Below are 13,735 nucleotides of genomic sequence, written 5' to 3'. Positions count from 1 at the left end.
CAGTCGCCGGCGCTGCGCGAGGACGTCAGCGCCACCACCGGTACCGCCAGCGCCATGCCGATCACCACTGGCGCCATCCATGCCGCCAGCGGCGGCGAAACCGCATAGGCCATGCCGCCGACCAGCAGTCCGAACACACTCAGGCCACCATAGCGGCGCAGCAGTTCCGGCCACGACACGCTGCCATCGTCACGCTGCTGCGCATCCCACCCCGAATCCTTGCCGGCCAGCACTTCGGCCACACCCCGCGACTGCACGTACATCACCACCGGCGCCATCAGCGCCGCCAGCACGGTTTCCAGCAGCACCGAGACCAGCGCTCGCAGCGCGCCACCGCAGCCGAGGCGTTCGTTGCGCGAGGTGAGCATGGCGACATAGCCATCGCCTTGGGCGCCAGCAACACCGCCATGGTCAGCACGAACACCCACACCACACCGTCCTGGTCCAGCCCGCGCCAGTACTGCGCGGGGGCCAGCTGCAGGTGCAGCTCCTGCGCCACATCGATCCCGCCGTGGATCAGTGGAATGGCCACCCCGATCAGCATCAGCATCGCCCACATCGGCGCGGTGAAGTAATGGCCAATGCCGATCAGCATGTGCACCCGGCTGATCCAGTGCAGCCCGCTGGCACTGACAACCTTGGCGTGCTGCAGGTTGCCCTGGCACCAGCGGCGATCCCGGATCAGCAGATCGGTCAGTGTCGGCGGGCCTTCCTCGTAGCTGCCGTGCAGGTACGGCACCATGTGGCAGGCCCAGCCGCCGCGACGGATCAGCGCCGCCTCGACGAAATCGTGGCTGAGCACATGTCCGCCAAACGGCTTGCGGCCGGGCAGCTCGGGCAACCCCGCCTGCTCGGCGAAGGCCCGGGTGCGGATCACCGCGTTATGGCCCCAGTAATTGCTCTCGGCCCCGTGCCACCAGGCCACGCCATAGGCCATCACCGGCCCATACACCCGGCCGCCAAACTGCTGCATGCGGGCAAACGCGGTACGGCCGTTGACGACGGCCGGCAATGACTGGATCAGGCCGACCGTGGATGATTTTCCATCGCCGACACAAGCCGCACGATCACCTCACCGGTCATCAGGCTGTCTGCATCCAGGATCAGCATCTGCGGGTAGGCACCGCCGAAGCGGCGCACCCAGTCGGCGATGTTGCCGGCCTTGCGCCCGACATTGCTGGCACGGCGCCGGTAGAACAGGCGCCCGGCGCCGCCGGTGGCCTGCACCAGTCGTGCGAACACCTGTTCCTCGGCGCGACCGGTCGCCTCGCGGGTGGTGTCGCTGAGCACGAAGAAATCGAAGTGATCCAGCTGCCCGGTGGCCGCAACCGATTCGTAGATCGCCTGCAGGCCGGCCATCATCCGCCGCGGGTCCTCGTTGTAGGTGGGCATCAGCAGCGCAGTGCGCTCACGCAACGCCGGCAGCGGCGTATCGGGATAGATGCCCAATTTCCGCCGCCCGCGGAGCAGCGCCTGCAGCCCCGCCAGGCTGCCGACGAACGACAGGGCGACCCACGCGAACAGCAGCACGAACAGCGCCAGCAGGCAGACCTCCAGCACATTGATGCCGCCACTGGCCAGCACCCGGGCCATCATCGCGCTGGCTGCCAGCGTCATCAGCGCGGTCGTGCCGAACACATACAGCCGCCGCAAACCGATATTGGCCGGCGCGGTGAGCTGCCGCGGCGCATGCAGATAGCCGTCGCGCAAAGACTGCTCGGGCATTGCCAGGGGATGCTCGGCCGGCAGCACCGCCATACCGGCATCCCGTAGCGGAGGACCGGAAATATCGGACGTCACGCGCGGCGCCCCACGACGAAGGACAGGAGAAAACCGCGGCAATCGGGAAGATGACCGCGGCTTGGGCTGGGATGAACGCTGCTTCCGTGATGCACCAGAATTCCTCGATGGGACGGCGTGATAGGCGGAAAACGTTAGACGGTTCAACTTAAACCTGCGGCAAACGCCAAGCCGCCGGCGCGGTGCCCTTTCCCCCAAACCGATCAATGCGGGAGCCCCCTCCACCGCATCGCCGTACCGGCATCCTCAACGCCAGGTCTACCTCATGACGGAGCCCGCACCTGGGCGCAGGACGGCCCCATTATCAATGAACCTCCGGACGGCCACCACTTTGCTGCGGGCCGCCCCCGCAATCCGCCCCCATGGCGTCGCCCAAACGCCCCGACGCCTCACCGCAGCACCGGCGCCCGCCGCTCCGCATTTCCGGGATGTCCTGGCGCGTGACCTGAAGACCGGCACCGCTGGCAGCAGCAGGCGCCGGTCCCGACCCCGAAGAAACCGCCCACCGGTGGGCGGGATGCCTCACAGGGGCCCGCTCGCCTGCCGCCGCGCACCGGCGTCACGAAAACCAGCGCACGTTCGACAGAACCCGAAATGAACACGCGCCGGCTGCAACGCCGCGAAACCTCCGGCCCAACTGCCCGAAGGCGTGCTCCGCGCAGGCGGCCGGCATATGCATCGCTGCAGACCTCTGCAGCAGACCGTTCGTGCAGCACCGCCATGTTGAAGGCACCCGGCACGAGGCAAGGAATGCCATCAAACAAACCGCCGGAAAGATCACCGGCAAAAAATTGCGGGAAACGGCAGGCACGATGCAAACCTTGGCTGGCTGGCATGACACAAGGGGCCAGGGGCAAGGCCGCCGACAGCCGCAGAAAACACCCCGACCGGACCGTACAGCGCCCCCGGCATGAGCATCCGGGCCGTTGAAGCGCGGCCGATCAGGCCGGACGGTGGGACAACAGTCCGATACGGCGGAACCACATCTCCACCGGCACAGTGACCAGTGGCGGCACCGCGGCCACCAGCGCCACCAGCATCGCCCACAGCGGCCAGCGCAACCTGCCCCACGCATACAGGCTGACCACCACGTAGAACAGGAACGCCGCACCATGCAGCGGTCCGAAGATCCTCACCCCCAGCGTGGTGGTTTCCGTGCCGTACTTGAGCAGCATGCCGACCAGCAACCCGGCCCAGGTGACACCTTCGATAAACGCGGCCGCGGCAAACAGCTTGCCTGCGGGAGAGAGCGGTTTGGCAGACATCAAAAACCCGTGCTTGTGCAGAAAGGCCGGAAATTGTAGGCCAACCGCGCTGCTCACCCTGGATCAGCGCCGCTTTGCGCGACAGGCAGATCACATCCGTGCCGAAAGTCATGGCCGACTGCGCCAGGCAACGGCACGTAGGGACCATTTTTACCGCAGTCTTATTCAACCGACCCGGACGTTAGCTTTTTCACGCTGGAACAGCACCCGCTCGGGGCGGTGCAGCAGGAAACCCTGGGCGTAGTCCACGCCGAGCTCGCGCAATACAGACAGCACGTTTTCGTCATCCACCCATTCGGCGACGACCTTCAGTTTCCGCTCGTGGCCAATCCGGGTCACGGCATCAATGATGATGCGGCTGACCGGCTCTCGCCCAAGGTCGCGCACGAAGCTGCCGTCGATCTTGATGCTGTCCACCGGCAGGTTCTTCAGATAGCCGAAGGAGGACATGCCGGCACCGAAATCATCCAGCGCGATCCGGCATCCGGACGCGCGCAGGCGCTCGATCACACGTGCCACGCGTTGCAGGTCGCGCACAGCCACCGTTTCGGTGATTTCAAAACACAGCCGCTCCGGCGGCACCCTGAACGTGGTGATCGCATCGAGGATGAAATCCGCCAAACCGTCATCCTCGAGCTGGCGCCAGACAGGTTGATGGAACAGCTGTGCAGCTGGACACCGCACGGATGGATCCGGGAGAAGTTGGCCAACGCGGTACGGATCACCCAACGGTCCACCGCCGGCATCAGCCCGTAGCGCTCGCCGGCGCTGAGGAAGGCACCGGGCATGACCTCACGGCCGGTGTGATCGCGCATGCGCAGCAGCAGCTCCACATGCACCGCATCACCCGCCGCCGGGTCAAGCGCCACCAGCTCCTGGTAGTCCAGCAGAAGCTGGCCCTGCTCCAGCGCCCCGCGTAGGCGGTTGGCCCACTCCATCTCGCCGATACGCTGGGTGCTGGCGGCATCCTCGCGATAGGTGCAGACACGGTTGCGGCCATTTTCCTTGGCTTGGTAGCAGGCGCTGTCGGCCCAGGCCAGCAGGTCCTTGAGCGTGCTGCCTTCGCGCTCGACCATGACCAGGCCAATGCTGGCGCTGACGGTATAAGTACGCTCCTGCCAGTGGAAAATATGGCTCTCGATGCAGCGCCGGATGCGCTCGGCCAGCGCTTCGGCCTGCACCAGGTCCACATCGAACGCCAGCAGGGCGAACTCGTCCCCGCCGAGCCGGCCGAGAATCGTGTTGCGGCCCAACACGGCGCGCATCGCCCGCGCCAGCTGCACCAGCAACTGGTCACCGGCCGCATGGCCGGACAGATCGTTGATCAGCTTGAACTGGTCCAGGTCGAAGTACAGCAGCGCGAACGGCGCAGCCAGTGCAGTACCGTCATCCCCGGCCAGCGCTTCGCGCAGCAGCCGCTCGAACTCGCGACGATTACGCAGTCCGGTCAATTCATCGTGCGTGGCCTGGTAATGCAGGCGCTCGGTCATCGCCCGCTGCGCACTGGTATCGGTGGCCACCATCAGCAAATGCGGCAGTGCCTCCACTTCCACTTGGGCCAGCGAGGCATTGATCCAGAAAGCCGCGCCGCCGGCCGGGGTCAGCATCACCTCCTGGCTGCGCCACCCACCGCCACTCACCGCCATGGCAATCGCGCGCTCGCAGGCATGGCTATCGGCGAACAGCGAGCACAGCGGTGACCCGACCACGTCACCCAGCAACTGCCGCGCCGCCTGGTTGGCGTAGGTAATGCGGCTGCCGTCACCATTGGCCAGCAACACCAGCGCCGGCAGCAGTTCGTTGAGAGTGCGGAAGCGTGCCTCGCTTTCACCGAAGCGCACGCTCATGCGCCGCCCCAGATCAACCGCGCGGCGCCGGGTCGTCATCTGCGACCACACCAGCAGTGCCAGCAGGGTACTGATCGCGGTGCCGCCGATAAGGATCGCGCGCAGTTGCCCCCATTCGAACAGGTCAGCGCGCGGCCACAGACGCATCTCCCAACGGCGGCCGCCAAAATCCAGTTGCCGCACTTGCTGGGGAACTTCGGCGACCGGCGTGGCTGACGCAAATACCAGGTCCTGCCCGGCAGGCGCATCCAGATCGCGAATCTGCACGTGCATGTATTCCAGCACGCGCCCCTGCAGTGCCTGGGTGATCATCGGCTCCAGTCGCATGCTGACCGCCAGCGCTCCGATCTCGCGCTGACGACGTTCAGGCACCGTCAGCGGAACCGCACCGGGAGAATAGACCGGCAGGCGCACGGTGACGCCGGTGGCACTGGCCGCCGCGTCCTGGAACTGCACCAAGGGAAACGGCGCTGACGCGGTGGGCATATCGCGGTCCCGCGCCAGCTGCAATGCCCGTAGATTATCCGGCTGCCGGGTGATGTCGAAACCGACCAGCACCTCGTTGCCCTGCAGCGGCGCCACAAACTGGTAGCGGTAAGCCACCTGACCGGGATCGGTGGCACTGGTTTCGGCGCGCGCGAAGCCGGTGAGTACATAACCTTGCGCCAGCTCCTGCGGACGCAGGTTCTTCTGGTATTGGGAGAACTCTTTCTGGTCCATTCCATCGCTGGAAAGGAACACCGTCTGCATCGAGCGCAGCACCATAGCCGCCCCCTTCAGCGGCTCGCGCATGCGCGACTGCGCCGCATTGGCCAGCGAGCCCTGCAAGGATTCAGTGCGCTGCTGCTGGTAGACCCACTCATGGTGCGCCAGAGCCGCCGTGCACACCAGGCCCAGCAACAATACCGCCAAAGCCCAGAACGGAGAGGTGGGTACCAATCCGCGCGTAATCGCATTGCCCGTACCCGTTTCCTCCGGTGTCCTCCCTGCCTCCCGTACTGGCATGAATCCGGCTCCCTGAAGATGACAACGACAATAATGCTCCCCCCCACCCGTCGCGCAGTGAAAGCGGCGTGGTCTATACACACATCGTCCGTGCCGCAGCAGCAGGCCGACTGTCGCCAATCAATAACCCTATCGGGTGATGAAAGGAATTCTTGAACGCAAACCCGGGACCGCAATCCATTTCTGAAACGGCGTGCCGGGTTTCACTTTTGACCACCATCGCCGCGCCGCTTCATCCATGGAGCCGCCTCGGCCGGCCGGTTCCACGGTAAGCGGGACCGATGCCAAAACACACATCCCTGCCGTGGCCGCCTTCGCAATCCGCTGTCCCGCCAATCAAGTGAACTTGAGCAGGTCAGCTCCGGGCACCCTGCGGAGCTGAACGCGTTGTTGAATCCGACACGCCCTGTTCAACGAACGTGATGTGTCGAAGCCCATTCCGGCGTTGTGGTGATAGAGGCGCGGACCACAGCTTGGCTTGGCTCACCGCACAGCACCGGTACGACGCCGGCGGCACGGGTCTCATCACGTTGCGGTAGACCCGCCAGTGGCGAGGTGCATCTTCCCGCTCACCTTGCGACGAGCACGCTTGACACGACACTGCCCGGTGGCATTTCCAGACCCGCGCAACGATCCGTGGTTGCTACGACGAAACCTGGATTGGTACGTGGCCGGATTGCCCCGCTTTGAGAGAAGCGAAGTGGAAGCCTGCGCGACACAACGCGTGCGGCCAAAGTCGCTGCGGTGGGAGCAGCTGCGGCAGCCGTATCCCGGCCACACCAAATTTCCAGGAACAGCGTTTACGGTTGGCGCGGGGTTGCCTGGTTCAACTGCGCTTCCTCCACCTGTGTGGCCTTCGGCAACGCACGCGCTACCCTGCTGCTCCCGCCCCCCTTGCACTTCACCAGCGTCTTCCCATGAACAACACCGATCACCGCGTCCAGGGCCTCAACAACGATGAGGTGGCGGCCGACTGGCCTGCGATCAGCGCGCGCGAGATCGCATGGCTGAGCGGGCGTTTCCCGCAACTGGAAGGTGCCGGTGCGGTGTTGTGGCACAGCCCGCGGCCGATGTCGGCGGCGGCCATTGTCGAGGGCCGACACGGACAGGTGTTCATCAAGCGCCATCACCACAGCGTCCGCACCGCGGCCAGCCTGGGCGAGGAACACCGCTTCATCGCCCATCTCGCCGCTGCCGGGGTACCGGTGGTGCAGGTAATGGGTGATCGCGATGGCGCCACCGCCATTGAACATGGCCACTGGACCTATGAGCTGCATGCGCTGGCCGCCGGTCAGGACCTCTACCGCGACGCACCGTCATGGACACCGCCGCTCGATCCCGGACACGCGCGGGCCGCCGGCGCGATGCTGGCCATCCTGCACAACGCCGCTGCGGGCTACCACGCCCCGCAGCGCAGTACGCACATGCTGGTCGCACGCGATGACCTGATCCGCGCGGCCGATCCCATCGCGCAACTGCAGCGCGATCTGGTCGAGCGACCGGCACTGGCCGACTATCTGGCGCGCAAACCGTGGCAACACGACCTGCAGCAGACCGTGCTGCCGTGGCACCGCGCGCTGGGTGAGCGCCTGCACCGCGAACCGCGGCTGTGGGCACACAACGACTGGCACGTCTCCAACCTGCTGTGGCGCGACACCGGCAATACCCCGAGGGTGGCCTCGGTACTCGACTTCGGTCTCGCCTCGCCTACCAGCGCGCTGTTCGATCTGGCCACCGCGATCGAGCGCAACGCGGTGGCGTGGCTGGAACTGGAGCGCGGCGAACAGGCGGTGCATACCGGTATCGCGCTGGCCCTGCTCGACGGCTACCGCCGCGTCCGCCCGCTGAGCGCGGCGCACGTACAGCTGCTGGCCGACCTGCTGCCCATCGTCCACTTCGATTTCGCGCTGTCGGAAGTGGAGTATTTCCACGGCGCCACCGGCTCCACCGCCAACGCCGACATCGCCTGGCACACCTTCCTGCTCGGCCACGCACAGTGGTTCACCCGCAACCCGGGACAGGCGCTGCTGGCCGCGCTGCGCGCCGCCGCCTGAACCGGCGCACGGGCCAAATCCATCCGGTTGTGGTCAAATACGCCCCTGAAGCGGGGGTGCCTGGCGTGATCAGGCTGAGAGAGTCCCTTGGAACCTGATCCGGTTTGCACCGGCGTAGGGAGCTTTGAGCAGCACCCGAATCCCCTCTTTGGCGGGGTTCGTGCGCGCGCCTTCGCTTCGTCTCCCCTCCTGGCTGATGACGAACCGAATGAACCGCTGCTACCGAATCTCGCTGTTGACTGCCGCCATGGGCGCGGCGCTGCCGCTGTACGCCAGCAACGTTGAAACCGAGGCCGCCGACCGCTCGCCCACCGAGCTGGCCGCCGTGCGCGTGCAGGCCAAACAGGACGCCGCACCGCAGACCACCCAGTCCGGCAGCTTCGGCGGCGGCGACTGGAAGAACACCCCGGCCGCGGTCAGCGTGCTTGATCGCGCCCTGCTCGACAGCCGCCAGGTGCGCACGCTCTCCGAGCTGGCGCACAACGATGCCTCGCTCGGCGACAGCTACGCGCCGGTCGGCTACTACCAGAACATCGCCATCCGCGGCTTCGCGCTGGATACCGCCACCGGCTACCGCTTCAACGGCCTGAGCATTGCCGGCGAACAGCGCCTGGCGCTGGAACACATCGCGCAGGTGGAAGTGCTCAAGGGCGAGGCCGGACTGGCCGCCGGCGTGATGGCACCGGGCGGCATCATCAACTACGTCGGCAAGCGCCCGACCGACGTCCGCAACCTCACCCTGGCCACCGATGCCGAAGGCAGCCGCTACGCCGCCATCGACGTGGGCCACTGGCTGAGCCCGCGCTTCGGGGTGCGCTTCAATGCCGCCTGGGACGACAGCAACTCGTACATCGAGCACGCCGATGGCCGCCGCAACTTCTATGCGCTGGCCACCGACTGGCGGATCAGCGAACGCGCCAAGCTCGAGGTGGATGCCAACTACCAGACCAGCGCGCAGCGCTCGGCTTCGGCCTACCAGCTGCTCGGCGCCAGCGCGCTGCCGGGCGAAGTGAACCGGGAGCACATGCTCGGCTACCAGGCCTGGCAACGGCCGGTGGGCATCGACAGCACCAACATCACCGCACTGCACACCTGGGACTTCAGCCCGAACTGGCAGTCACGCGTGTCGGCCAGCCACAGCCGCACGGTGATCGATGACAACGTCGCCTTCGCCTATGGCTGCTACTACGCCGCGCAATGCGCCGACGGCAGCGTGCCGGGCAACTTCTTCGCGCCCAACGGCGACTACGACATCTACGACTACCGCAGCCCGGACGACACCCGCCGCAACCAGGAGCTGCGCGCCGAACTGCATGGCCGCTTCAGCACCGGCAACATCGGCCACCAGCTCACGCTCGGCATGGACGGCTTCCACCGCACCGTGGACAAGCGCCGCAACGTCAACGAGTACGTCGGCACCGGCAACATCCACGACGCGGAGGTACCGCAGTTCGCGCCTTCGCCGCTGCAGCCGGGCCCTTCGGTGCGCCGCCTGGACAGCAGGCAGAACGCGCTGTTCGTGCTCGATCGCATGGATCTCGGTGCCGACTGGCAGTGGCTAGCCGGCGGTCGCTTCGTGCGGCTGGAGGAGACCGCGCGCAACAAGCGCGGCGCGCTGGAACGCGAAAGCCGCCTCTCACGCTTCCTGCCGCAGAGCGCGCTGATCTGGCGCGCGAACGATCAGCTCAATGTCTACGCCAGCTATGTCGAAGGCATCGCGCTGGGTCAGGAAGCGCCGTTCTGGACCGTCAACGACGGCGAATTCCTGCCCGCGGTGCGCTCGCGCCAGACCGAGGTCGGCGTGAAATTCGCGCCCTCCGATGCGCTGGCGCTGGGCGCGGCGCTGTTCCGCACCACCCAGCCGTTCCAGTACGCGCAGCCCGATGCCAGCGACGCCGGTTACACCTTCGGCGAGCGCGGCCAGCAGGCCCACACCGGTCTGGAACTGACTGCGCGCGGGCACGTCAGCGAGCACCTGCAGCTGACCGCCAGCGCCAGCGTGCTGCAGGCCGAAGCTCGTCGCAGCGGTACGCCGGCCTACGAAGGCCACCAGCTGATCAACGTCCCGAAGCGTCGCGCCAGCCTGCACGCCGATTACGCGCTGCCGTTCGTTGACGGCCTGGGTATCACCGGCGGCTGGCGCTATGCCTCGGCCAACGTCGCCACCGCCGATGGCCGCGTGCGCGCACCGGGCTACAGCGTGGTCGATGCCGGTCTGCGCTTCCAGCACCGCCTGCACGCGCGCCCGGTGACCTGGAACCTGTCGGTGGACAACCTGTTCAACCGTTTCTACTGGCGCGATACCGGCAGCAGTTCCGGTGACTACTACCTGTTCCCCGGCGCACCGCGTCAGGCCCGCCTGTCGGTCAGCTTCGCGCTATGAATCCGGTGCTGCTGGAATGGTCGGCGGTAGGCTTCAGTGTCCTCGGCGTATGGCTGATGGCGCAGCGGCGGATGCTGGCCTGGCCGGTCGGGCTGGTTTCGGTCGGCCTGTACGCGCTGGTGTTCGTGCAGGTCAGGCTGTACTCCGATGCCCTGCTGCAGGGCGCGTTCGCCGGGTTCCTGCTGTATGGCTGGCTCACCTGGCGCCGGCAGCTGCAGCACGACGGCCGGATCGTGATCGCGCCATTGGCCTCCTGTCAGTGGTCGCGTGACCTCGGCATCGGCCTGGCCTTCGGCCTGGCCCTGGGTGCGGCGATGCACAGTTTCACCAACGCCGCATTGCCGTGGCTGGACGCCATGCTCGCCGCGCTCAGCCTGGTCGCGCAGTGGTGGCAGGCACGCCGGCATGTCGCCGCGTGGTGGCTGTGGATCGTGGTGGACGTGGTCTACATCGGCATGTATTTGTTCAAATCGCTCCACCTCACCGCCGCGCTGTACCTGCTGTTCGTCGGTCTGGCGGTGATCGGCCTGCGGGCATGGAGCAGGGCGGCCAGGACGGCCTGAAAACCACGGGCAGCACCGGGCTTCGATACTTGCCGGTCGAAGCCCGGCTTGCTGCAATCTCGCCCACTTCTTTGGAGTGCGCCATGCAGGACATCGGGGCGTAGTTGCTGGTAAATCCGGCTCGGGCAATGGTGGGGTGTCGTTGTGCGTCACCCTGCTGATGCAGCTGCGCAGCATCGCTGTGGTGACATGCGGCGCCGCGCGGATTGTTGTCGCTCTGCACATACGCGTCAGCTGACCGGAAACCTTTCACGAAATACGGGTCACTCCACTCTGATCCCTGTTTCTATCTGTTCCTGCTTTTTCAGCCCGCTCGGCTGCCGATGATCTACCCGCAGGTGCGGTGGACACGGGAAAAAAGCGTGGATGAAGGACGAATCGAAGAGGCCCCGCTGCGGAGGACAGGCGCAATCCTCACCGGGGCGTTGTCTGCACCTACCGCGTCCATGCCGGTCGTGGCCTGAGGCGTGTGCGGCGGCGCGTCGAGGGAAGTCAATGCGGCCAAACAGCCTGACGGCGGCACTGTGCCGCCCCTGCCTGTCACTGCCATACTGCGTACGCGCCTGAACGGCATAGGCGCCCCAAACAGGCCAACCGCCATGCGCTTGAAGACCGCCCCCGTGTTGATCGGATTGTCTGCGCTGAGTTTTGCGCTGGTTTTTGTCGATCTGCCGGCGGGAACCCGCGGCAGCATGGCGGCCGTCAGCCTGGCCTCGGGCGTGGCGGCGCTGGTGATGATGGCCTGCGCCGCCTTGCTGGGTGCGCGCTGGAAAGTGGTGGAGTCGGCATTCGGGGGACTGGACCGGGTCTATGAAACCCATAAATGGCTGGGGGTCTGGGCGCTGGTCTTCGCCTCGGTGCACCTGGCATTCAAGGCGGGCATGCCGGGCTGGGAGACCGCCGCAATCATCGAACTGCCTGCGCCGGTGACGCGCCTGGTACGGCAGCTGTCCTACATCGCGCTGATGCTGATCGTGCTGCTCGCACTGAACCGCAAAATTCCGTACCGCACCTGGCGCTGGTGGCACAAGTTGTCCGGCCCGCTGTTCCTGATCGTGGTCCTGCACTGGCTCAGCTTCAAGTCACCGGTCGCGCTGCTGTCCCCGGCCGGTGTCTGGCTGACCATCGCCGCGGCGCTGGGTGCCGCCGGCGCCTTCTACAAACTGTTGCTCTATCCCTTTGTATCCAACCGCGCCGAATACCAGGTCACCGGCGTGGTATCCGGCCCTTCCGCGGTGCGGCTGGTGCTGTCGCCGCTGGGCCACGGCATTGAATACCGGGCGGGCCAGTTCGCCTTTGTGTCCTTCAGTGCGCCCGGGCTGCACGAGCCCCATCCGTTCACCATCGCCAGTGCGGGGACGCGCGACGAGCCGGTGCAGTTCGTCATCCGCGCCCTGGGCGATTACACGCAGCGTCTGGTCCGGGAGGTTTCCATCGGGATGACCGCCGAAGTACACGCGCCGTTTGGGCGATTCATGCGGCCGGCGCAGGCGACCGCCGAGGTATGGATCGCCGGCGGCGTGGGCATCTCGCCGTTCCTGGCCTGGCTGGATGACCCGGCCGCGCGCGGATTGGAACGCATCACCCTGTTCAATTTCCAGACACCGGGCCGCGCGTTTCCCGCCGCCGAAGAGTTGGCCCCGCTCGCACAGCAGCGCGGCGTGGACTACGTGCCGATACTGGCGGGCGTGGAGACCCCCGCCTTCCAGGAGAAATTCGCCGCGCGGGTGGCCGAAGCGGGCCCCTCCCATCTCCAGGTCTGCTTCTGCGGCCCGGCCGGCCTGCTCGAGGAGGTCCGCAAGATCATGGCCGCCCATGGCGTGCCCAACGCCAACCTCTCGCACGAACTGTTCGACTTCCGCTGACGCGGCCCCACGGCCGCCGTCATCCAGACGGTGCTGCAGGCATGGGCGTACCCGGTGCCTGCTGCCTGCCGCATCGGCGTCCGGTGTCGGCGCGAATCCGGCGAGGGCCAAGCCAAGGCCACCGGGCTGGCGCCGCCCGGGTCCGGAACCGCCCTGAACCACGCATGGGGCGAGCGGGTGTTCCGCCCGCGGGGTTTACCGGTCGCCCCGCATCCCTTCGTCGGAGACGATGCGGCCATCCACCAGCGTGATCTTGCGGTCGCAGGTTTCCGCCAGGCGCGGGTCGTGGGTCACCACCAGCACCGCGCAGCCGAACTGTTCGTTGAAACGGCGCAGCAACTGGAACACGTCCGCCGCGGTCCGGGTATCCAGGTTGCCGGTGGGCTCATCGGCCAGCAGCAGGGAGGGACGGGTCATCAGCGCCCGGGCGATGGCCACGCGTTGCTGCTGGCCACCGGAAAGCTGATCGGGAAGACGGTCGGCGAACTTCTCCAGGCCCACGTCGGCCAACAGGCCGCGGGCGATATCCAGCGTCTCGCGTGACGGCCGGCCCTGGGCGACCAGCACCGGCATCAGCACGTTCTCCAGCGCGGTGAACGCGCCAATCAGGTGGTGGAACTGGAACACGAAACCGATCTGGCTGCCGCGCAGCGCGGTGCGGGCTTCGTCGTCCATCGTGCGGGTGGGCCGGCCGCCCAGATAGAGCTCGCCGCCAGTAGGGGAATCCAGCAGGCCGATCATGTTCAGCAGCGTGCTCTTGCCCGAACCGGAGGGGCCGACCAGCGCGGCGAAGTCGGCGCTGTCCAGCCTCAGGTCCACCCCGTGCAGCACTTCCACCTCGTTGGGCTGGCCCATGTTGTAGGACTTGCGCAGCCCCTCCAGGCGCAGCACCTCGCGGACCTCAGACATGGCGGATGGCCTCCACCGGATCCAGCCGCGATGCGCGCCAGGCC

The 13,735-nt window shown here is 66.7% G+C and carries 6 protein-coding genes, 2 pseudogenes and 1 riboswitch; of the genes and pseudogenes, 4 read left to right on the top strand and 4 right to left on the bottom strand.

From position 1 onward, the window contains the following. From mdoH to JCM9942_RS04365, 3 genes and pseudogenes are all read right to left on the bottom strand, one after another. Positions 1-1,758: pseudogene (gene mdoH, locus JCM9942_RS04375) on the bottom strand (glucans biosynthesis glucosyltransferase MdoH); the annotation flags it as partial. A 983-nt stretch (positions 1,759-2,741) separates the two neighbouring features. Further along, positions 2,742-3,065: a DUF3817 domain-containing protein gene (locus tag JCM9942_RS04370; protein WP_054657908.1), complete on the bottom strand. Its 324-nt coding sequence runs from the start codon at positions 3,063-3,065 to the stop codon at positions 2,742-2,744. Between the two features lie 165 nt (positions 3,066-3,230). Next, positions 3,231-5,632 (bottom strand): annotated as a pseudogene (locus JCM9942_RS04365) (bifunctional diguanylate cyclase/phosphodiesterase). 1,202 nt (positions 5,633-6,834) lie between these two features. Here JCM9942_RS04365 and JCM9942_RS04360 point away from each other — a divergent pair. From JCM9942_RS04360 to JCM9942_RS04345, 4 genes are all read left to right on the top strand, one after another. Continuing rightward, positions 6,835-7,971, top strand: a complete 1,137-nt coding sequence (locus tag JCM9942_RS04360; RefSeq protein ID WP_054657906.1) for a phosphotransferase enzyme family protein — start codon at positions 6,835-6,837, stop codon at positions 7,969-7,971. Positions 7,972-8,013: 42 nt separating this feature from the next. Further along, a riboswitch (TPP riboswitch) is annotated at positions 8,014-8,109 on the top strand. 70 nt (positions 8,110-8,179) lie between these two features. Beyond that, positions 8,180-10,354, top strand: coding sequence for a TonB-dependent siderophore receptor (locus tag JCM9942_RS04355; RefSeq protein WP_054657904.1), 2,175 nt, complete (start codon positions 8,180-8,182; stop codon positions 10,352-10,354). Beyond that, positions 10,351-10,917: a nicotinamide riboside transporter PnuC gene (gene pnuC, locus JCM9942_RS04350; protein ID WP_054657902.1), complete on the top strand. Its 567-nt coding sequence runs from the start codon at positions 10,351-10,353 to the stop codon at positions 10,915-10,917. The genes JCM9942_RS04355 and pnuC overlap by 4 nt, the downstream gene beginning before the upstream one ends. Before the next feature lie 623 nt (positions 10,918-11,540). Next, entirely contained in the window at positions 11,541-12,782 is a 1,242-nt protein-coding gene (locus tag JCM9942_RS04345; protein WP_256202297.1) for a ferredoxin reductase family protein, read from the top strand. Between the two features lie 195 nt (positions 12,783-12,977). Here the strand turns inward: JCM9942_RS04345 and JCM9942_RS04340 are convergent, their stop codons facing one another. After that, positions 12,978-13,691: an ABC transporter ATP-binding protein gene (locus JCM9942_RS04340; protein ID WP_054657900.1), complete on the bottom strand. Its 714-nt coding sequence runs from the start codon at positions 13,689-13,691 to the stop codon at positions 12,978-12,980. Positions 13,692-13,735 lie beyond the last annotated feature (44 nt).

This window comes from Stenotrophomonas pictorum JCM 9942, from assembly GCF_001310775.1.
Classification (GTDB): Bacteria; Pseudomonadota; Gammaproteobacteria; order Xanthomonadales; family Xanthomonadaceae; genus Stenotrophomonas; species Stenotrophomonas pictorum.
Note: the sequence above shows the minus strand (reverse complement) of the source record. Positions and strands in the feature narration are given on the sequence as shown.

Bases quoted from the DNA above. Each gene is read 5' to 3' on its own strand.
- JCM9942_RS04370 (WP_054657908.1), bottom strand. From the start codon at position 3,065: ATGTCTGCCAAACCGCTCTCTCCCGCAGGCAAGCTGTTTGCCGCGGCC.
- JCM9942_RS04360 (WP_054657906.1), top strand. From the start codon at position 6,835: ATGAACAACACCGATCACCGCGTCCAGGGCCTCAACAACGATGAGGTG.
- JCM9942_RS04355 (WP_054657904.1), top strand. From the start codon at position 8,180: ATGAACCGCTGCTACCGAATCTCGCTGTTGACTGCCGCCATGGGCGCG.
- pnuC (WP_054657902.1), top strand. From the start codon at position 10,351: ATGAATCCGGTGCTGCTGGAATGGTCGGCGGTAGGCTTCAGTGTCCTC.
- JCM9942_RS04340 (WP_054657900.1), bottom strand. From the start codon at position 13,691: ATGTCTGAGGTCCGCGAGGTGCTGCGCCTGGAGGGGCTGCGCAAGTCC.